Source organism: Nocardiopsis sp. KDC1DS13DA1 (assembly GCF_055632325.1).
The window spans coordinates 1-19,096 of sequence record NZ_JBVMUY010000068.1 but is presented as its reverse complement, the minus strand read 5'-3'; the positions used below and the strand labels follow the sequence as shown (position 1 = coordinate 19,096).

Here is a 19,096-nt window from a genome sequence, read left to right as displayed (position 1 = left end):
GTCAGGGAAGCCGGAACCAGACGGAAGAAATTCGGTACCGTTCGGAACGAAACCGGTCGGGTGTCGGGTGGGTTCGGTCGGGTGTCGGGTGCGAGGTACCCCCGATACGACTACTTTCATAACATGATTTCCGCATGAGTTTCCGGGGAAGAGTCGGAAGCCCAAAATCGGTTTCCGTTTTTACTTCTGAGCATAGATAACTTCATTATCTAGCTTCATGGAGATGAGAGTTTTGAGAACGTGTATACTCGTCCCAGAAACACGAAAGAGGGGCCCGAGGCGACTAGTCCCGTCAGACCACACCGCCACGAGCCCCCGTACCCCTGGTAGGGGCTCAGCTGCTGCTACAGCTGGGCTCCTACTCAGGACCCCCAGAGAAGACGCTGATCAGCCACACGATGAACCGTCCTACGGCCAACGCTGCTGCCAGGGTCCTGAGGACGTCCTTGACGACCTTCCACCAGGACTTCTTCTCGGGCTCCCTATCCATAGGGCACCTCCTCCACTAGACGGCGTGTTGCCGGGGCGCCGATCGACGCACGTGCAGCCGATCAGGCCACCGTGGAGGAGCGTGGCATTGAATATACCCGAGTTCCGGGCAGTTCTGCGCGCCTCTCGCGCGCCGTGATCCGGGGTGGTTCAGCGCCGCGATCATAATGACCACCTGTAAAATGCACAGGCTTATGCATTCCACCAGGTCAGCGAACTCGAAACGCGCCTGGGCTGGTCCGGTGTCGTGCAGTTCGCGCACAGAAAAGTCGCGCCGGAGCCTCGACCACCACATCCTGGGCGCCGTCGCCCCGCGGGCCTGGAGGGCAGCCAAGCCGCTGGCGGGCAACCTGCATGGCCGACGACGTGCCGGACGCTGATCTCACCCGGTGGGTCTGGCGCGGCTGGGTGCCTTGAGAGGGGTTATCCACAGCCGTGAGGAGGGCCTGGCGGCCGCGCCCGGCGTGGTCGATCCTGTGTGTGCGGCCGGTCCTCCGGCCGCTGGAGCGGGTGACGCAGAACGCCCCCACGCCGACGACGTGGGGGCGTTCGCGTGTGCTCTAGGACTCCCGGAGTACCGAACTCAGGGACTCCCGGAGTTCGGTCTCATCCACGCCGGTCAGCGCGTCGCCGTGCTCCAACAACACCGACACCGCGACACGGATCAGCGTGTTCTCGGTGATGCGCTCACCACCACCGCCAGCGGCCCGCCTGCGGCGCTGGAGGTCACGGCGTAGCTCGGTGAGCGCGGACACCTGGTCCGGCCACAGCAGCGCCTCCTTGCGCTCCAACGCGGCCCACTTGGGACCCTCGACCTTCGGCGTCGTTGCCTTGCCCCGGCGCCGCGGGGCACCCTCCGGAGTCCGGGACTTCCGGACTCGGGGAGTCTGCTCCTGGGCGTGCTCCGAACTCCGGTTCTTCGGATCTTCGGGAGTACCGGACTCCCGAAGTTCGGAACTCCCGGACTTCTTCCTGTTCTTGCTGCGTAGCTCCCGTGCGGGGGCGGGCGGCGGCGGGGCCGGGGTCACCGGCTCGTCGTCGCCGTCGTCCTCGTTGAGGATGTCGTCGAAGCTCAGTCGTGCGCTCATGCGAGGCCGCTCCCGATTCGTCCGAGCGTGCGCTGGAGTTCGGCGCTCACCCTGGACACGTCCTCGCGCATGTTCGCGCCGTACCGGGTGCGCCACTGGTAGATGGTCTTGCCCGCGTCCAAGGAGGCCGGGTAGCCCGAGTACTCCCGGACGAACGAGCGGAAGTAGGGGATGCCCCGGTTGTCCAGCTCCTGGCGGGCTTTGAGCACGGCGTCCCCGCCCGCCCGCGGGTCGATGCGGTTGACCACGGCGGCATAGGGCACGTCGGCCGCCGCGATCAGTTCGGCGGTGCGCTGCGTCGGGGTCCGTGACGGTGACTCGTTCACGAACGGGATCAGCGCGAAGTGCGAGTTCGTCACAACCTGTTCCAGGACGTCGTGCCCCTCCAGCGAGCCGGGGGTGTCGACCAGGATCAGGTCGTAGCGACGCAGCCGCGAGAGCTGGGCCAACTTCTGCGGGTCCAGCTCGTGGGTGACGTCGAATCCGGGCTCGGCGATGCGCTCGACCTCGTCGACGGTGGTCGCCTGCGGGTCGACGTCCACGACCAGGGCGCGCCCGGCCGAGTCGGCGACGGCGGCCGCGAGCGCCATGGTGAGCGTGGACTTGCCCGCGCCGCCCTTCTGCGAACACACGGCCACGATCCAGGACGCGGCATCAGGCTGGGACATGGTGACTCCTCATCACTCCCCCGTTCGGTTGGTTGGCCAGGTCAGCCTACGGGAGCTATCCAGGAGTCTCGGAGTACCGGACATTCGGAGTCACGTACTCCGGGAGTTCGGTAGTTCGGTACTGCGGTCGGCCGCAGTCGTGTTCGCTTCGGACCCGAAAGTGCGGTGCTCCGCAGTCCAGTCCGAGAGACTGCGGAGCACCGCACTTCGACGTTTGCGCAGGTCAGAAGGTAGACCAATTTCGCGGATCCGAGTGGTCTACCAACCCCGCCCGATTCCGTCCCTGGTGTCCGGTCCTGGCCTCCGGTAAGCCCCGGCTAGCGGAAGTCAGCGCACGCAAGTCCGAACACGACAAAGCCCCCGCAACGATCCGTTGCAAGGGCGATGGAACTACCAGGGCTCGGCGGTGATCCGCATCCGGCGGCCGTCGATCACGACCACGGCCAGAGCCTGGTCGGATCCCAGGCCCCCCGCGTCCTCGACCGAGATCGAGGCGCCGTCCGCCCGCAGGGCGGAGATGATGCGCAGGATCAGGTCGTCGCCCGGCTCGCCCAAAGCCAGGAGGTCACGCCAGTCCTCGGTCATAGTGCCTCCCGCGAGGGGGTGGTGTCGGTCGTGGCCTTGACCAGGTTGGCGTAGCGCTGCTGGGCGGCCTGGCGAGACTTCTTGCCCAGGACCTGGGCGATGCGGTCCCAGGACGCCCCGGCGTCACGGGCGGCCGCGATGCGGTCGCGCTCCAGGACGTCGACCTCGCGTCTGCGGTCACTGACGGCCGCCAGGGCGTCCAGTGCCTCGGTCAGCTTCGTCATCGTCGGCTCCTCTCGTGTCAACGGGTTGTTGACGGTTTATCACCGGCCCCGGGTGACCGGGGCCGGTTCGGTCTCATCGGTCAGTGCCGGTCCCGGAGCACGGCCAGGACCAGGTCGATAGAGGCGGGGATGCCCTCGACGTCGGCCGGACGGTGCACAACCTGGGAGACCTGACCGGTGGGAAGGTGGCACACCCGCACCACCCAGCGCCCGCCGGACTCCTGGAACGCCTGCCCCATCAGGTCGGGTGAGGCGGTCCACATCACGGCCCGCACGTGCGGACCGGACGGGGAGTGTGGGTGGATCCTCGTGTCGGGGTGGTCCTCGATGATGGCCTTGAGCTTGTTCTCCAGAGCGCTCACGCTGAGGTCTCCTCCATCTGAGCGAGGGCACGGCGGCCCACCCGGGAGGCCACGATCGCGGCGACCATCAGGGCCGTCGCGGCGACGGTGAGCACGACCAGGAGCACGCCGGTGGACGCGAGGATCAGCGCGCCGATGGCAAGCCAAAGGCCGTGCCAGTCCTGGTCCATCCGGTATCCGCCCGTCCCGAGCGAAGGGTTGTCGTCGTGGCCGGGGCGCGGCACACCGAGCCGGGCGAAGCCCGTCTTTCCGATCGCCTCGTAAAGGCCGGCGGCCGTGACCCGGCGGTCGAACCAGTAGTGCGACCAGGCGGTGAAGACCACGAACGCGGCGACGGCGGGCCAGGCGACGGTCGCGCCGGTCAGGGCGACGACCAGACCGGCGGCCGCGAGCTGGAAGACGACGACGACGGCGACGTGCTTGGCGCACGCGAGGCGGCCGGTGTGGTCGCAGCGGCCCTTGTCGGCGGCCCACTGGCTCGACTGGAAGGGGTGGTCGGCCAGGTTGTGGGCGGCCAGGAGCGGGAGGGCGAGTCCTCCCAGGAGCGCGAGATCGACGGTCTGCATGGGCTGTCCTCTCAGATGGAAAACCTAGGAACCTAGGCCAGGGGTCGCGGTTCGGCCCGGCGACCCCCGGCGGGGTGGGGGTCAGCTGACGTGGCGGTGGCCGGTGCGGGTGTGGGCCTGGACGTCGACGGCGTACATCCGCGTCCCGCCCACGTGCACGTCGCCGGTGGTCGACTCTGCGGTGACCAGGCCGGGACCGGCCGCCAGGACGGTGAGGTTGCCCGTGTCCGAGCGGGCGCGGGTGAGCCCGTCGGCGCGCTCGATGGTGATGTGGCCGGTGACGGAGGTGGCGTGCGCCTGGGTGGTGCGGCCCTGGGTGACGATGTTGCCGGTGCTGGTGGCGGCGGTGACGCTGTGCGCGGTGCCCGCCAGGAGCACGTCGCCCGTGGTGGTGCGCAGCGAGACCTCGTCGAAGTTGCCGTTGAGCGCGGCCTCGCCGGTGCCCAGGGTGGGTGCGCTCACGCTGGACCCGGCGGGGACGCAGGCGGTGACGCGGACCGGGTCGGTCTTGCGAACGTTGGGGTTGATCTCGAAGCCGTTGATGATGGTGCGGCCGCCGCTCATCACGATGTCGCCGTCGCTGACGACGACGTTGCCGCGGGCCTGGATGCCGTAGACGGCCAGCCCCGAGGCGGTGGTGGGCGGGGCGGGCACGGTGATCGTCCACCGGTCGCCGACCCGTTCGGCGCGGACTCCGTCGACGACCTTGGCGGGACCGGTCACCTGGACGCTGGCCTCACTCAGACCGGGGACGGCGGTGACGGCCAGGTCGACGGAGCGGGCGTCGATGGCCAGGGTGATGGGGCCGGTGGCGGGGGTGGTGTCGGTCATGCGCTGCATGGACTGTCCTCTCGTTCGTGGGCGGACCGGGTGGTCCCCGCACCGCCCACCCCTTCCGAGGTGGGCGGCACGGGCGCCTGCGGTCAGCGGCGCCACCACGGGACGCCCGCCGCCTTGGCGGCCTGTTCGGCGTCGATGACGGCCTGGTTGGCCTCCAGGTAGGCGTCGGTCTCCTCGCGGTCGCGCTCAAAGACGTCCTCCAGGACGTCCTTGGCGGCCTCCAGGTCGTTCACGGCCTGGCGCTGCTTCGGGGTGAGTCGGATTCGCATGCCCGTTCTCCTCCTGGTCGTGGTCGCGGGGGGTTAGCCGAAGGTGACGCCGCCGTGGATGGTCCCGGCCTGGATGGTGGCGGTGCCGGTCTGGATCTCGGTGGAGCCGTCGGTGTAGGTGATGGTGGTGACGCCGTCGACCGTCTCGACGCTCTGGATCTCCTTCGCCATGCCAACTCCTTAGGAAGCTAGTTTCTGTCAACTTCTTGTTGACGTATCGATCATGGCACGCCCCGTAGCCGAGCGTCAACACGTGATTGACAAAAAATAGGGACCCGCTGGTGGGGTCCCTCGTTCACGCTGGTCAGCGCCGGATCAGTAGCCGCGTGACCTGAGCCACTCGTCGACAGCGGCCGCGACGACGTTCTGACGCACCGACGTGAGCCCGTGGTCCTCGCGGTAGAGCGCCATCCGGCGATGCAAGAGAAGGTCCTCGGGCACGGCCACGTTGAGCTGGCGGCGCCGGTCCGGCGGCACGGCGGCGATCTGCTCCAGGGTCATCGCCTCGGGCACCCCGCCCGGGGGCACCGCGGGCACGCCCTTCGTCTCGTGGTCCTGGCGCTGGTCCTCGGGGTCGGTCGTCATGGGCCGAAGCATGCCACGAACCGAGGTTCCTAGGCATCTAGGAACCCCGCCCGGGGGTGCTACCGGGCGGGGTTATCCGTCACGTTCCGTGGTCTAAATGGCGGGGAGTGGTCGGGGTGTGCCGGACACGATGACGCGGGCCCCTACGGTGCGTGACCTGCGATTCCGTGTTCGGACCGCGCACGGCCGTGCCGGTGTGCCGACCGTGCCGCGAAGAGGTGTTTGCGCAGGTCACCCCCCGGCACAGCGGGTGTGCCGGGGGGTGTGCCGTAGGTGTGCCGGTGTGCCGGGTCGGCACACCGGCCGTGCCGGGGTGTTCCGTCACCGTCGGTAGCGCTCGGTGCCCTTCTCGATGGCTTCCCGGCGCCAGCCGCGGGCGCGTCCCTGGCCGGTCTGGAACGGGCCGGGCTCGCGCTCGATGCCGTGCTCGCGGAACACCTTGGTCACGTCGAAGTCCATCAGCCCGAGACGCTCGGAGGCGACCTCGAAGAACATCTCCGAGGGCAGGCCCTTGAACCCTTCGGACATCTCCAGTGCCAGCGCCAGGACCTCGGGTATGTCCCCAGCTTCGCCCTGGGCCTGCTGGTCGGCGGCTCCATCCTCGGTCTGGGACCACGGTGCCCGGTCCGGCAGCGCCTTGACCGCCTTGTCGTTGACCAGCCAGGTCTGGATCGGGGTCGGGCCGTAGCCTCCCAGGTAGCCCAGGCCCCTGTCGTCCCGGTGGATGTGCTGGGGGCCGTAGTCGGCATCCTCATCCAGCGCGACCCGGGCATGCTCGGGGGCCTTGACCCGCAGGCAGAACAGAGCGTCGACGTTGGCCTTGATCTGGGGGTGGATCCCGGGCGCGTCCCCGGAGGTGGTGGGGTACTGGGTGCACCAGCGCAGCACCACACCACGGGACCGACCCAGCGAGCTGATGTCGATCAACTGCTGGATCATCTCCTTGTCCCGCAGGCTCAGCACGACGCGGCCCTCGTCGACCACGACCGAGATCATCGGGCCGTCCCAGACGGTGATGCCGCGCCGCTCCATATCGAGCATGCGGCGGTGCATCTCCGCAGACAGCTCGGCGACCACGTCCTTGATCTCGTCCCGGCCGACCGCCACGCGGCACTTGCCGCGCCAGATCACCGACTCCTCGCCCTTGCCGTCGATGTAGACCAGGTGGTCCTTGCCCGAGGCGACGATCCGCGCCATGTAGGAACGCAGCGCCCAGCTCTTGCCGGATCCGGACGCGCCGCACACCACCATCCGGGCGTCGTCGGGGATGGAGACGACCTCAGCGGTGTCCACGTCCACGCCCAGGCCCTCGCGGTCGGGCGCCCAGACGGTGTCCAGTTCACGGCGTCGGGTGCGGATGCGCATCTGGACGCGGTCGCCCTGGCCGCCCGGGTTGATCTGGAGGAGGGTCTCGTCGGGCACCGCCAGCAGCGCGCGGACCTGGTCGGCGGACCCGACCAGCTTGGCCGGGGTCCACTTCCCACCCAGGTCCAGCGGAACCAGCAGTCCGGACTCATCGGCCGTGGGGGTGCCGGGCACGATGTCGGACATCCCGCGGCCTCGGGCCAGTTCGTCCCAGCGGGTGAGCCGGTCCAGGAGCGCGGCTTCCTCGGGGGTCGCTCCGATGATCGAGGCACCCACACCTCGACCCCGACGACCGCCGTCGCGGGGTTCGGGGACCTTGACCTTCGGCGGGGCGGACTCAGTGTCGCGGTACACCCACCCGTGCCAGGCCAAGTACCCGTAAGTGATCGGCCAGGCCGCCAGCGTCCACCACGCCCCGGCATCCAGCGCCAGCCACGGCGGGAGTGCCACCAGCCCGGTCGGCACGGCCAGGCACACCAGGCCGCGCCGCGCCCTGGCCAACCACGCCTTGCCAGTGATGGAAGTCTCGGAGACCTCGCGGGGCATCTGCGGGGCCGCGATCGAGGCCGTGGCCACGGAGCCACGCTTCCCGGACTCACGGGCGAGCTGGTTGAGCTGCTTGGTGTGGGAGATCTGGGCCTTGCGGATCTCCTCCGCACGCGCGGCTTCGGCTCGGGTGCGGATGTGCTCCTCCAGGTCCTCGGCCCTAATCCACTCGGCGGCGGTCTGGGCGTGCTGGGCCAGCCCGCGGCGGGCGTAGTAGGCGCTGGACACCCCGGCCTGGGCCAGGTGGGCGCGCACCACAGGACCGACCGGGCGGCGGTTGGCGCGGCGCGGCCGGCGGGGACTGCGGGCGGGCGCGGACTCCTTCGTCTGCTCCTGGGCGTCGTCGACGACCGGTCCCTCGCGCTCGGGCTCGGGGGTCTGGTCGTGGGTGGGCTGGTGGATCTGCTCACGGGTCGGCGCCAGCGGGGGGAGCTGCTGCGTCATCGGCTCTCCGAACTCGGGGTCATCGTCCTGGGTCTGGTCAGCGCGACGTAGACGGTCGGTCTCGGCCGCCAGCTCAGCGGCGATGCGCTCGTAGCGGCGCACCTCCTCGCTCACCGGCGCGGACTCCTCCCACGTCACTCCGTAGGCGGGCTCCTGGCCGTGGTCCTCGTTGGGGTGCTGCATGATGGGTTCTGCCTTTCCTGTGTCTGGAAGCTCGGGGTAGGCAAGGGGCGCCCGGTCACTCGGGCGCCCCGCTTGTGTTTCAGCCGCCGAACAGGGCGGTCACCGCGGCGACGGACACCTCTGCGCCGCCGCCATGGATGGCGTGCACGACCTCGCCGACCGCGCCAGTGGAGCCATGCGCCGCGACGGGCGCGATGACCAGCGCGTAGACGGCGGCCTTGTTGTAGGTGCGGTCGAAGAACAGGTCCGCGATGGTGGCGATCAGCGCCAGGGCCGCGATGATGCCCATGACCATCGCGACCGGCAGCGGCGCGTTGACCAGGCCACCGATCCACTCCAGGCCGGTGCCGAACCAGCCGGAGAGCATCACGCCCCAGGCTGAGGCGTACAGAAGCATGGAGCCCATGATCGCGATGGGCAGCACGATCCACGCCGACCAGGACCAGCCGGACAGGCGCTTGTTCAGGTACCAGGCCGCGACGAACATGGCGACGGCCAGCCAGCCGTAGATGTCACCCACGGTTTCTCCCTCTCAGGTCTCGTTCTCGAACTCGGGGGTCGCACTGCTGCGCGTCGGTTCCTGCGTCACCAGCTCGCGGCCTCACTGGTCGCGGCACCGGTTCGCGGGGCACCTTCGGAGCGGTGCCAGAGCCCTCCAGCACTCCGTCTGGGGGGCTGTGGCACCCGCCGAAGCGGGCGGGGTGGGCACCCTGGGCACCACCAGGTCAGCGGGGGTGCCCAGGGTGGGGTGGTCAGGACGTCGTGGGCGGGGTGGGCAGGTGGCGGGTCACCGTGCGGCGGGACAGACCGGTGGCCTTGGCCAGGGCGCTGATGGACACCTGGCGACCCTCGTTCTCGAAGTCCTTGAGCGCGGTCAGGACGGTCTGGCGGTTGCGCTGGGCCTCGGCCGTGGCGTGGTGGGCACCAGGGGTGGGCACCCTGGGCACTTGCTGGTCAGCGGGGGTTCCGATCGGGGTCGGGGACATGGTGCGCACCTGGGCGAGAGCGGCGCCGAACCCGGCGGGCGGCTCTGGGTCGCTGATGCTGGAGGCATCGTTGGGCACGGCCGGCAGTGCGAACCCGGCCCCCTGTCGGTAACCGACCGCCCTGTCGTGGCGGATGATCTCCAGCGCCACCGTGTGCTCGGTGCGCGCCTCGGCCAGCTCCTCGGTGCCCCGACGCTCGATGTCGGCCAGCCGCTCGGCGTGCTCCTGGGCGGCCTCGGCCTGCTCGATCTCGGCCAACTCCTGACGGTAGGCCAAGTCCCGGCGGCGCTTGGCCAGGTCCCGGCGCTGGTCGTCGGTCAGGTCCTCGGAGAACTCAGCGGCGCGGCGCTCTTCGGCCTGGGCAGCCTCGACCTCCTGGCGCTGGACGTCCTCCTCCTGGGCCGCCCGGCGTGCCCGGTCGGTGAGCGCGAGGTGCCACAGGGCCTTGGCCACCAGCGGCACGACCCCCAACAGCGCCACCGCTGGGGCGATGGACCAGCTGTGCATGCCGACCGCCACGGCCGCGATCGCGGCAACGGTCCAGCCGACCACGGTGGCCATGCGGGTGTGGGAAGGGCTGTTCCAGGCGATGGCCACGGCCGCGACCACGGCCAGGTCCAGGACCAGGCCGGGGGCGATGCCCACATACCAGGGGCCAGGGATCATGTCCGCGATCGACCAGACGCTCCAGGCCAGGGACAGCACGGAGGGGACAGTCGCGGCCGCGATCGTGACACGGCCAGGGGTCAGACGCGACCGGCGTTCGGCCGGGGCCTTCCCAGAATCCAGGGTTGGAGTGGTGTGTGACATGCTGTGACTACTCCTTGTTCAGCAGATACGGGGAGTGAAGCCCTCGGTTCGGTTCGTCGCTGTGACCGGGGGCTTCGTCATGTCGACGGTCGACCAACCTTGTCGGCTTGTCGGCTGGCCTACAAGGATGAGAACACAGATGCCCCTTCGAGCGCAAGAACCTTGTAGGCAAACCTGCAAGGTGTGTATGGTGTGGGCATGGACGAATACACCACTGACGCCAGGCCCATACAGGTACGAATCGCTGATGACCTGCGAGGAAAGATCTCCCGGGGCGAACTCGCTCCCGGTGACAAGCTGCCCTCGATCGACTCACTCCGGTCCCGCTACAAGGTGAGCGCCGCCGCTGTGCGGGGGGCTCTCGACCTGCTTCGCCAGGAGGGCGCGATCATCTCGCGCAAGGGGAGCGGAAGCTACGTTCGCGAAGCTGTGAGCGTCCGCCGTTACGGGATCGACCGGTACCGCCGCTCAGTGTGGTCCGGCGAACAGCCTCGGGCTTTGCTCGAAGCCGAAGCAGGAAGCCAGGGCAAGACCGTTACTCAGGAGACCGAGAACGACACTGTTCCCGCCCCTACCTGGGTATCCGACCGGCTCTTGGACGTCTCCGAGGGTGACCCTGTACACGTCCGGCGCCGGGTCACTCGACTCGATGGCGTGATCAACCAGTCCGCCGACTCGTACTTTTCCGCCGCGCTCGGTGAAGAGCACCCGGAGATTGTGCGTGGCGAAGGGAAGGGTGGCCACATCGCGAGGGTCAACGCCATCAGCCGCGTGGAGGACATCCAGGAGGAGATCAGCTCACGGATGCCGACTGGCCCTGAAGCCTCTCGGCTGGAGATCCCGCCTGGTACCCCAGTCGTGGAGGTGATCCGTACCTACCACACCGAGCGGGGGCCTCTCGATGTCACCCGGTTCGTCATCCGTGCTGACATGTGCCGCTTCGACTACCGCTTCCCTGTTCCCGACTAACCCAGCCTCCGGGCGCTCCGTGGACGGACAAAAGAAAGCGGACGCCCTAACGGGCGACGCCTCAACCGTGACCAGCGAACAGGGCATGTACCCGCTCGGGCACGACGGTCCCGGGGAGGCAAAGAAAAGCACCCGGGGGCATCTGCGCACGCCCCCGGGTGGTCACCTACCAGGGCAGATAGGTACCGACAGGATGACACACCCCAGAGAAACGGCGATCGAGCTGGCGATGCGGCACGGGTGGGAAGTCATGCCGCTGACGGGGAAGGGACCGGTGGCCAACTGCCGGGCCTGCCGAAACGCCGACCACCACGGAGCCGACTGTCCGTGCTCGACGACGTGGTGCCACGGGTTCTACGCGGCCACCGCCAACCCGGACACCCTCGACTGCCACTGGCCCCACGACGCGGACGGCGTCGGCATCGCGACCGGCGCGTCCGACCTGGTCGTCGTCGACGTCGACGGCGAGGCCGGGCACGAGTGGGTCACCAGCCTGGCGCGTCGGGGCGTGCTCACCCCCACGCTGATGATGCGGTCCAGCTCCGGGGCCGGCTACCACCTCTACTACCGGGGCCACATGCGCTCCCGGCCTCTGCGGCTGGCGCCCACCCACCCCCGCGCGGGCACGGCCGACGACATCCCCGTGGACATCAAGTCCGAGGGGTCGTACGTGCGGTGGACCGGCGCCGTCGCGACCGACCGGCCGATCGTCGACGTCCCCGAGGGCCTGGGCGACGTCCTCGACGACCGCCAGCAGCGGCTCGACACCGCGCGCGCGGCGGTCACCCGCTCGACTCCGATCCGCCCGGCCGGGCCGGGGCGGTGCGTGCACTCCCCCAGCTACCTCGACCGCGGTGTCCAGATGGCGGCCGAGACGATCAGCCACATCGACCCGTCCGGAGGCGGCGTGCACTCCCAGGTGTACGGGGCGTTCCGGGGCATCGTGCGGCGTCACGCGGACACCTGCGGGCGCGACTGTGTCAGCGAGACGCAGCTCGACGTCCTGTTCGCCGCAGCCCGCCAGCTCGGCGAACGCGACGTCGACGTCCGGAAGGCGTGGGACAACGCGCTCAGCGAGTCCGGGCTGGAACCGCGGTTCTGCACGCGGACGTCTCGGTAGCGAGACACCACCGCGTCGTGGTCCCCGACCTGGCGCAAGTCCTGTAAACAAAGAAGACCGCCGACCTGCTGAGACCTGGATTCCTCAGCAGACCGGCGGTCCACGACCCCGGGGTTGCCGCCCCGGAGCCACAATCGAGAGTCAGCCTGAGCGGGCACAACTCCACGTAGCAAGTCCAGTGTAGCCACCTGCACGGACTGAGGACCGCCCGCCACGGTGACTCTCTCCTATCCGAGGAGAGACCTTGTCCGACCAGACCGCTGATGTGGTCCCGTTCCCCCGCACCCGACCCCAGGTCATTCGGGAAACCGACATTGAGCTCTACGACGAGCTACGGGAGATCCTCCCTCGCCTGGGCGACGTCTACCACCGAGACGACGTGCTCTGCACCGTCGCCGTCACCACCAAGCGGGGCGTCACGAAGGCACGCATCCGGGATCTGACCAGCGATGCCCTGCGAGCCTTCCTCCACAACCGACTCGACGTCATCGCGTTCACCAAGCCCGACAAGGACGGCAACCGGGACACCTACCGGGCGGTGATCCCTGGGGGCATCGCCGCGATGCTGTGCGGGGACACCGACAAGACGGTCTCCGAGTTGACGGGGACTGCGACGCACCCTCTGGTCATGCCGTCCGGCGAGCTCGTCACCGCCAGCGGGTACCACGAGGAGACCGGGCTCTACCTCACCCCGCACGTGTCGAGCGTGACCGTCCCCGAGACGCCCACACCAGAGCAGATCACTGAGGCGGTCACCCTGGTCACCACCGTGTTCGGTGACTTCCCCTGGCTCGACTCGGCATCCTTCGCGGCCTACGTCGGCATCCTCCTGGCGCCCGCTCTCCGCTGGATGGGCGGTGGGATCTCCTGGCGCGTCCCGGCCCCCATCATCAGCGCCAACCAGCCAGGGGTAGGCAAGACGGCCCTGTGCAAGGTGTTCGCGGCCCTGTACGGACAGCACAACGCCACCTGGCCCGCCTACTCCGATGAGGAGCTGGAGAAGCGGCTCACGACCGCGATGCGCGAGGCCGTGGAGCCCGTGATCATGTTCGACAACGTCGCCAACGGCATGACGATCAACTCGACGGTTCTCGCCCAGTTCATCACCCAGGAGATGTGGCGCGCTCGCATCCTCGGGACCAGTACCGGGATCTCCGTTCCGGTGACGAAGCTGGTCGTGCTCAACGGCAACAACATCAAGCCCGCCTCGGACATGAAGCGGCGCGCCCTCCCCGTGACCTTGCGGTACGAAGAACGGCATCCCGAGAAGCGTGACCCTGACGACTACGCCGTTGGTGACCTTGAGGTCTGGCTGGACTCGCCTGACAATGTGCAGCGCCTCATGGCGGCACTCCTCACCATCATCCGAGGCTGGATCGCAGACGGAGCGCCACGGCGGCCGGTGCGGATGGCGTCCTTCGGCTCCTGGGCATCGGCGACCGCCGGTCTCCTCGACTGGGCAGGCATCCCCGGGTTCCCCGACTCCTGGGGAGACACCATCAGCCAGGAAGACGGCGAGTGGGCGGAGTTCTTCGAGATGTGGGAGAAGACGATCGGGGACAAGAAGGTCACCGCCCGAGACGTGCTGACCTCCTTCCCCTCCGAGGCACTGCCGCCCGGCGCGACCACAGTCTCGGGGCAGGCATCCCCGCGCAAGCTCGGAACCGTGCTGTCGGCCAATGAGGGCCGGTGGATCGGCGGATACCGCCTGGTCGGCAGCATCAGTAGGGGACGGGCCTACTACCAACTAGAGGTCTCCGAGGAAGAGAACCAGGAGTAGCTCTCCCTCACGCCACCGCGCCCCCCGGTGGTGGATTACCGCGACAGGTAATCCACCACCGGGGGGCTTCGTTGTGCTGCTTGTGGTGGATTACCCACCCCGTAATCCACCCCTCAGCACCCCTAATCCACCACTAACCCACCACCTAATCCACCACTCTTGACCTGGGAAAACACCTGCTGGGGTGGATTGGTGGATCACTTCTAGCTACCCGCCGTTGCGCGCGTGCAGGCGTGCGCGCGTGATCGCCTGCGCGTATGAACACCTATATGTAATCCACCAATCCACCACCAAGACACATTTCTGCAGGTCAGAGCACTAACAAGCGTGGTGGATTAGTGGTGGATCACTTCACGTTTCCGCAGGTCAGGAGTGGTGGATTACTCACGGAGGTAATCCACCACCCTCCGAACACCGACGAGAGACCCAAGGCAGAGTTCGCCCCCGGGTGCTTTTCTTGACCCACCCCGGGGCCGTCGTGCCCGAGTCCCGACCTGGCGTGTGTGCTGGTCACGGCTAAGGCGTCGCCCGTCAGGGCGTCCGCTTTCTCCTTCCCGCCGACCGGTTGCCCCGTAGGGCCGCGTGTGTGAGGGCGGCCAGCTTGACTGTGTACAGGTAAAATCGGCGGATTTACCGGGTTCGATCCGGCCGGGGTTCTGGCGCGTGCCACGGAAGGTGCGCGCGTCCCGCATCGCGCCGGGTTCCCGGTCGGCTTCGAGGGGTCCAGGGGGCGCGGAGCCCCCTGGTACCACCAGACGGCCACCAGGCGCCCGCTGCCGGGCAGGGGGTGGGCGGGAGTCCTACAGGCCCAGTTCGGGGCCGGAGCGTTCAGTGGCGCGCTGAGCGGATTCTTGTTGGGCGCGCTCGTGGTGCTCGCGCTGCTGCTGCTCGATCTGCTGGCGGCGGTGGTCTCGCTCGGCCTGTTCGCGCTGGCGGCGCTCGGCGTCCTCGCGCTCGATTTCCCAGACCATGCGCCGCTGGTATTCCTCCACGTCCATGTCGCGGATCCGCGCGGCGTCGAGTCCGTCCCGGGAGGGGCCGGGCGGGGCCTGGATGCGGTGCTCGTGCTGTGGCTTGACGTGTCCGTACCGCCCGGTGGATGCCTGGAGGGCGTGGCGGGAGATCAGGCCGTCCAGCTCGGCCTCCTCCATCCGGTGAAGCTCCCCGAGGGTCACGCCCTGGCGGACGGCGATCTTTTCCGCTCGCGAGAGCCTGGTCTCGTGCTGGTGGCGGTCCCGGTCGGTGTGGGCCTGGGCCAGGTCAGTGCGGATCGCGTCCTGGTGCAGCCGTTGAACCTCGTGCTGGAGCCGCTGGCGTTCGTCGCTGACGTTGTTGATCTGCTCGCCCAGGGCGTCGCGCTCGGTCTGGGCCGTGCCCTTGGTGGTGCCCTCGAACAACAACGCCACACGGCCCTTGTTGGCGCGCTGTTCGGCCTGGTGGTAGCGCTCGCGCATCCCGGGCAGCATCGCCTCCAGGGCGGCCGCGCGCTCGCGCAACTCCTCGATGCGCGGGGTGGCCTGTTGGCGGGCGGGGCCACGTCCGGCGCGCGCGTCCTCGCGGCTGAGCGGCGCCCACGGGGTCGGGGCCTGGTCGGTGCGCGCGGACTCGGTGGCGCGGCGCTGCACGCCCTGGTCCAACTCCTTGCGGCGCTCGTGATTCCCGGCGAGTTCGTCGAGCACCATGTCCTCGGGCTCGTCGGTCAACGTGTTCGCGTACGCGGAGATCGTGCGGTGCAGGGCCTCTTCGTCGGTGCGGGCCTCGCCCAACCGGGCGCGGACGGCCTCCGGTTCGACTTGGTTCGCGGGCAGGTACAGGTCGACCCGGTCCTTGGCGCGGCTCATGGCGGGGTAGAGGCTGTGGGCGTCGGCTCCCAGTCCATGTACGTGAGCGCGGTCGACGGTCAGCCCCTGGGCGGAGGCGACGGTGATGGCGTAGCCGTGGGAGAGGGCGCCCTTGCTGATCTGGTCGGGGCGGATCCACGCCTGTTCGGTGCGGCCGTCGTGACGCCACTCGATGTGCGCGCCGCGGCGGGCGTCGACCTCGACGACGACACCACGGAACCCGTTCAGCACATCCGTCTGGGACGCGTCGCGTCGGGACCGGTAGTCGTTGTGGCGGACGCGCACCTGGTCTCCGGCCGCGAGGTCCAGGCGGTGCCCTCCGGGTAGGTGGTAGGACACATCCTTGCTGGTCAGGTGTCCCTGGGTGCGGGCGGACGCCCGGATCCTGGTGTTGAGCGCGGTGACGTCGGCGTTGGTGGCGGCCATGACCACCAGACGCTCGACGGCCTGGTGGGGGTCGGTGTACCGCTTGCGGTCGTCGGTCCAGGCGGCGGTGATCTGGGCGTGTGCGGCGTCCACGTCGACGGGGGCGTGCACCATCCCCTTCTCGCCCCACAACGCCAGGGCGGAGCGGCGCGCGCCCTCGCGCCAGGCGTTGAGGGCCTTGCGGTCGACCTTGCCGCGCTGGCGGCGGTTCTCGGTCAACGTCTGGCCCTTGACGATCTCGTGGACGCGGGCGAAGCCGCCTCCGGCTCCGACTGCGCGGGCCTGCATCGGGTCCCCGATGCCGACGATTTTCGTCTTGGTGCGGTTGGCCTCGGCGACGATCTTCGCCAGGGCGCGGTCGTCGATGGTGGCGGCCTCGTCGAGGACCAGGACGTCGACACCCTCCAGGCCACGCCCGGACTCGATCCGGTGGACGAGTGAGGCGACGGTGCCCGAGTCGATCCCGGCTTCGGCGCGAAGGCCGGCCGCGGCGACGGCGGCGTTCGCGGCGCCCTCCACGCGGTATCCGGCCGACTCCCAGATGGTGCGCGTCGCGCTCATGATCGTGGTTTTCCCGGCTCCGGCGGTGCCGATGACGGCGTCGATCCCGTGGGTGACGAACGTCAGGCGCAGCACGACCTTGCGCTGCTCGTCGGAGAGCTTGAAGCCCTTCTTGCGTTCCCAGGCGTGCATGGAGCGCAGGATCGTCTTGAAGTGCACGGACGCGGAGAGGTCGTGCCGCCGTTTGGTCGCGGACTCGACCAGCATGGTCTCGGCGTCGATGATGTCGGCGCTGGTGTACCGGTCCGCATGGGTCATGTGCGACGCCCCGCCCACAGGCAGGCGGACGGCGGCCTCGTGGTCCAGGACGGCGTCGGTCAGCGTGTCCAGTTCCTCGCCCGAGGCGAGGCCGTGCTCGCACGCTTCCGCGACGGCCGCCATGATCTTCGCCCGGCTGGCCACCTTGTCCTTGCTGGTGACGCCGTGCTCGGGGTCCCACACCCTCGCGGCCAGGGCCTCGATGTCCGGCGGCCCCACGGGGCCGGGTCCGCGCGGGCCACGCCCGTGGGTGGGCTCACCCGGTTCGCGGCCCTCCAGGGCGGCCAGGACCAACGCCTGGGGCGTGTAGCCCATGCCCCGCGCCCGCTCGGCCCACGACTCCCGCTCCTGGGCGCGGGTGGAGGAGACCTTGGCCTGGGCGGTGCGGCGTGCGGCCGCCCGCTTCTGCTCACCCGTCGCGCCGTCTCCGGCCTCGGCCAGGGCCTGGGCCTGACGGCGGGAGAACGCGGTCTTGACCTGGTCGGGGACGCCGACCAGGTCCCACCGCCCGGAGACGGCATCGCGCTCGAAGGTGAACCCGAACTCGGAGGTGAGCATCCGGCGCTCCAGGGCGCGCTGCATCTCGCCCATTGTCGCGGCGTGCCGCATCAACTCACGCCCGCCGGCCGCGACCGTGCGCCATTGGCCATCCACCACGGAGCGGCCCATCACCGACATCATCACGTGGGTATGGGTGTGCGGATCCCCGGGAGCCCCGTCGACGGGCCGGGCGGTGCGGTGCTTGGTCGCCGTAGCGATCAGCCCCGTGGTGTCGACGCGCTCGGCGGACTGGCCGTCGCCGTGGTGGCCGGTCATGGAGTAGGCCACCCACCGCTCGACGTGGCGCATCGTCTCGGCCACGGCCTGGTCGTGGATCTGCTCCATCCTCTTGGCCATCTCGGGCGGGGCCATCGCCTGGACGATGTCGACCTTCCTGGGGCGGGTGAAGGTGATGTCGTAGCCGCGGGTGCCGATGTCCACGCGTTCGTCGGCGTGGTCCAGGGCGTGCGCCAGCTCGTTCTTGTCGTAGACCTCGACCAGGTCGACACCGGCCGCGGTCGCCACCCTGGACAGGTCCCCGACCGGTGCCCGGTGGTGTTCGCCGTCGCGGACCAAGCCGCGCTCCAGTCGGGCGAACCGCTTCGTCGACCAGCCGCTCTCCTTCAACAGCTCGGCCGGGGTGAGGCCGCGCGCGTCAGCGGCGGCCTGCACGGCTTCCACGAGCGGCCGGGCCGGGAGCTGGGCGTCGGGGGCGACGGCGGTCTTGAACTTGATCAGCCGCTTCCCGGTGCGCGGGTCGCGTCCGGCCATCACCTGGCGCACGCCCTCGATGTCGGCCTCCGACTCCAGGGCCGTGCCGGGGGTGAGGTCGAACTCCTTCCACCCGCTCCCGAGGCGCACGATCGGGTCGTGGGAGTCGATCGCGAGGCGGTAGTCGACGGCGACGTCGGCGGCGCGGATCTCGTCGGCGCCGCACTCCAGGGACAGGCGGTAGTCGGCCTGGGCGGCGGTGCGGATGGGGGTCACCATCACGCCCACTCGTCCACCTCCACCCGCCTGATTCGTGTCTGTTCACCCGGTATCGGGTGGTTTGTATCGCTGCTGCGATACCTGCGTACTCACGCTGTTGAGTAGCTTAATAGGTAGGATCATCGGATGTTTTAGGTAGGTAGTGGTTTTCGGGCTGGATCTGAGGTCGGTCGGTTGGTCGAAAACCTGGGTGCCGGGTGTCGTGCTGACGGTTGGATGGTGGTCGTGGAGGACACCTTCGAGCACGACCAGGAGGACACGGCCCACCAACCGCGGCCGCGCCGCAGGGGCGCGTCGACGGACGCGCTGCGGGCGGCGCTGGACTGCCCGGCCGGGCGCGGTCCGGCGCACTGGGCCGGGCGGAGACCGGAGCGCGACCTGGGGCCGGTGGACGTGGCAGGCGACCCGAGTGGTCTGCGTCTGCCTCCAAAGCCCTGGCTCGGTGGCGCGGCATCAGCATGATCTGGAAACACCTTCTGATCCCCTCTGATACACCGTGCGTCCGCACAAAACCGCAAACCAGGCTTCTTAAGTTTTTGTGGAACGCCGTTTGATCAGCTCAAATCGCCTACGGCCGGGGCTGGTCTTCCTCAGCTCGTTG

Annotated in this window: 19 protein-coding genes; 4 read left to right on the top strand and 15 right to left on the bottom strand. The window is 69.3% G+C overall.

Annotation, left to right across the window (positions count from 1 at the left end; genetic code table 11):
• Positions 1 to 358: 358 nt before the first annotated feature.
• The 14 genes from ACTVAJ_RS30260 to ACTVAJ_RS30195 form a co-directional block, all read right to left on the bottom strand.
• Entirely contained in the window at positions 359 to 490 is a 132-nt protein-coding gene (locus tag ACTVAJ_RS30260; RefSeq protein WP_470391732.1) for a hypothetical protein, read from the bottom strand.
• A 559-nt stretch (positions 491 to 1,049) separates the two neighbouring features.
• Complete coding sequence (locus ACTVAJ_RS30255) at positions 1,050 to 1,577, bottom strand: hypothetical protein (RefSeq protein WP_470391731.1); 528 nt, start codon at positions 1,575 to 1,577, stop codon at positions 1,050 to 1,052.
• Positions 1,574 to 2,245, bottom strand: coding sequence for a nucleotide-binding protein (locus ACTVAJ_RS30250; protein ID WP_470391730.1), 672 nt, complete (start codon positions 2,243 to 2,245; stop codon positions 1,574 to 1,576). The genes ACTVAJ_RS30255 and ACTVAJ_RS30250 overlap by 4 nt, the downstream gene beginning before the upstream one ends.
• Before the next feature lie 390 nt (positions 2,246 to 2,635).
• Positions 2,636 to 2,830 carry a hypothetical protein gene (locus tag ACTVAJ_RS30245; protein ID WP_470391729.1) on the bottom strand — a complete coding sequence of 65 codons (195 nt, stop codon included), beginning with the start codon at positions 2,828 to 2,830 and terminating at the stop codon, positions 2,636 to 2,638.
• Positions 2,827 to 3,054 (bottom strand): hypothetical protein, encoded by a 228-nt coding sequence (locus ACTVAJ_RS30240; protein ID WP_470391728.1) that lies wholly within the window; start codon positions 3,052 to 3,054, stop codon positions 2,827 to 2,829. Before ACTVAJ_RS30240 ends, ACTVAJ_RS30245 begins: the two co-directional genes overlap by 4 nt.
• Positions 3,055 to 3,134: 80 nt before the next feature.
• Positions 3,135 to 3,416, bottom strand: a complete 282-nt coding sequence (locus tag ACTVAJ_RS30235; protein ID WP_470391727.1) for a hypothetical protein — start codon at positions 3,414 to 3,416, stop codon at positions 3,135 to 3,137.
• A complete protein-coding gene (locus ACTVAJ_RS30230) occupies positions 3,413 to 3,982 on the bottom strand; it encodes a DUF3307 domain-containing protein (RefSeq protein ID WP_470391726.1) in 570 nt (189 codons plus the stop codon). The genes ACTVAJ_RS30235 and ACTVAJ_RS30230 overlap by 4 nt, the downstream gene beginning before the upstream one ends.
• 81 nt (positions 3,983 to 4,063) lie before the next feature.
• Entirely contained in the window at positions 4,064 to 4,822 is a 759-nt protein-coding gene (locus tag ACTVAJ_RS30225) for a DUF4097 family beta strand repeat-containing protein (RefSeq protein ID WP_470391724.1), read from the bottom strand.
• 83 nt (positions 4,823 to 4,905) lie between these two features.
• A complete protein-coding gene (locus ACTVAJ_RS30220; protein ID WP_470391723.1) occupies positions 4,906 to 5,091 on the bottom strand; it encodes a hypothetical protein in 186 nt (61 codons plus the stop codon).
• 33 nt (positions 5,092 to 5,124) lie between these two features.
• Positions 5,125 to 5,262 carry a hypothetical protein gene (locus tag ACTVAJ_RS30215; protein WP_470391722.1) on the bottom strand — a complete coding sequence of 46 codons (138 nt, stop codon included), beginning with the start codon at positions 5,260 to 5,262 and terminating at the stop codon, positions 5,125 to 5,127.
• A gap of 144 nt (positions 5,263 to 5,406) precedes the next feature.
• Entirely contained in the window at positions 5,407 to 5,676 is a 270-nt protein-coding gene (locus ACTVAJ_RS30210) for a hypothetical protein (protein WP_470391721.1), read from the bottom strand.
• A gap of 321 nt (positions 5,677 to 5,997) precedes the next feature.
• Positions 5,998 to 8,214 (bottom strand): FtsK/SpoIIIE domain-containing protein, encoded by a 2,217-nt coding sequence (locus ACTVAJ_RS30205; RefSeq protein ID WP_470391720.1) that lies wholly within the window; start codon positions 8,212 to 8,214, stop codon positions 5,998 to 6,000.
• A 79-nt stretch (positions 8,215 to 8,293) separates the two neighbouring features.
• Positions 8,294 to 8,734, bottom strand: coding sequence for a hypothetical protein (locus tag ACTVAJ_RS30200; protein ID WP_470391719.1), 441 nt, complete (start codon positions 8,732 to 8,734; stop codon positions 8,294 to 8,296).
• A gap of 232 nt (positions 8,735 to 8,966) precedes the next feature.
• A complete protein-coding gene (locus ACTVAJ_RS30195) occupies positions 8,967 to 10,010 on the bottom strand; it encodes a hypothetical protein (RefSeq protein WP_470391718.1) in 1,044 nt (347 codons plus the stop codon).
• Between the two features lie 198 nt (positions 10,011 to 10,208).
• Here ACTVAJ_RS30195 and ACTVAJ_RS30190 point away from each other — a divergent pair, with 198 nt between their 5' ends.
• From ACTVAJ_RS30190 to ACTVAJ_RS30180, 3 genes are all read left to right on the top strand, one after another.
• The gene (locus ACTVAJ_RS30190; protein ID WP_470391717.1) at positions 10,209 to 10,979 is read left to right on the top strand and encodes a GntR family transcriptional regulator; all 771 of its coding nucleotides are present in this window, start codon (positions 10,209 to 10,211) and stop codon (positions 10,977 to 10,979) included.
• A gap of 193 nt (positions 10,980 to 11,172) precedes the next feature.
• The gene (locus ACTVAJ_RS30185; protein ID WP_470391716.1) at positions 11,173 to 12,099 is read left to right on the top strand and encodes a bifunctional DNA primase/polymerase; all 927 of its coding nucleotides are present in this window, start codon (positions 11,173 to 11,175) and stop codon (positions 12,097 to 12,099) included.
• A 244-nt stretch (positions 12,100 to 12,343) separates the two neighbouring features.
• Positions 12,344 to 13,879, top strand: a complete 1,536-nt coding sequence (locus ACTVAJ_RS30180; protein ID WP_470391715.1) for a hypothetical protein — start codon at positions 12,344 to 12,346, stop codon at positions 13,877 to 13,879.
• An 800-nt stretch (positions 13,880 to 14,679) separates the two neighbouring features.
• Here ACTVAJ_RS30180 and mobF read toward each other — a convergent pair.
• The gene (gene mobF / locus ACTVAJ_RS30175; RefSeq protein ID WP_470391714.1) at positions 14,680 to 18,495 is read right to left on the bottom strand and encodes a MobF family relaxase; all 3,816 of its coding nucleotides are present in this window, start codon (positions 18,493 to 18,495) and stop codon (positions 14,680 to 14,682) included.
• Between the two features lie 216 nt (positions 18,496 to 18,711).
• Here mobF and ACTVAJ_RS30170 point away from each other — a divergent pair, with 216 nt between their 5' ends.
• The gene (locus tag ACTVAJ_RS30170) at positions 18,712 to 18,957 is read left to right on the top strand and encodes a hypothetical protein (protein WP_470391713.1); all 246 of its coding nucleotides are present in this window, start codon (positions 18,712 to 18,714) and stop codon (positions 18,955 to 18,957) included.
• The last annotated feature ends 139 nt before the right edge of the window (positions 18,958 to 19,096 follow it).

Coding starts and splice junctions, on each gene's coding strand:
- ACTVAJ_RS30260 (WP_470391732.1), bottom strand. CDS start 490: ATGGATAGGGAGCCCGAGAAGAAGTCCTGGTGGAAGGTCGTCAAGGAC.
- ACTVAJ_RS30255 (WP_470391731.1), bottom strand. CDS start 1,577: ATGAGCGCACGACTGAGCTTCGACGACATCCTCAACGAGGACGACGGC.
- ACTVAJ_RS30250 (WP_470391730.1), bottom strand. CDS start 2,245: ATGTCCCAGCCTGATGCCGCGTCCTGGATCGTGGCCGTGTGTTCGCAG.
- ACTVAJ_RS30245 (WP_470391729.1), bottom strand. CDS start 2,830: ATGACCGAGGACTGGCGTGACCTCCTGGCTTTGGGCGAGCCGGGCGAC.
- ACTVAJ_RS30240 (WP_470391728.1), bottom strand. CDS start 3,054: ATGACGAAGCTGACCGAGGCACTGGACGCCCTGGCGGCCGTCAGTGAC.
- ACTVAJ_RS30230 (WP_470391726.1), bottom strand. CDS start 3,982: ATGCAGACCGTCGATCTCGCGCTCCTGGGAGGACTCGCCCTCCCGCTC.
- ACTVAJ_RS30225 (WP_470391724.1), bottom strand. CDS start 4,822: ATGCAGCGCATGACCGACACCACCCCCGCCACCGGCCCCATCACCCTG.
- ACTVAJ_RS30220 (WP_470391723.1), bottom strand. CDS start 5,091: ATGCGAATCCGACTCACCCCGAAGCAGCGCCAGGCCGTGAACGACCTG.
- ACTVAJ_RS30215 (WP_470391722.1), bottom strand. CDS start 5,262: ATGGCGAAGGAGATCCAGAGCGTCGAGACGGTCGACGGCGTCACCACC.
- ACTVAJ_RS30210 (WP_470391721.1), bottom strand. CDS start 5,676: ATGACGACCGACCCCGAGGACCAGCGCCAGGACCACGAGACGAAGGGC.
- ACTVAJ_RS30205 (WP_470391720.1), bottom strand. CDS start 8,214: ATGCAGCACCCCAACGAGGACCACGGCCAGGAGCCCGCCTACGGAGTG.
- ACTVAJ_RS30195 (WP_470391718.1), bottom strand. CDS start 10,010: ATGTCACACACCACTCCAACCCTGGATTCTGGGAAGGCCCCGGCCGAA.
- ACTVAJ_RS30190 (WP_470391717.1), top strand. CDS start 10,209: ATGGACGAATACACCACTGACGCCAGGCCCATACAGGTACGAATCGCT.
- ACTVAJ_RS30185 (WP_470391716.1), top strand. CDS start 11,173: ATGACACACCCCAGAGAAACGGCGATCGAGCTGGCGATGCGGCACGGG.
- mobF (WP_470391714.1), bottom strand. CDS start 18,495: ATGGTGACCCCCATCCGCACCGCCGCCCAGGCCGACTACCGCCTGTCC.
- ACTVAJ_RS30170 (WP_470391713.1), top strand. CDS start 18,712: ATGGTGGTCGTGGAGGACACCTTCGAGCACGACCAGGAGGACACGGCC.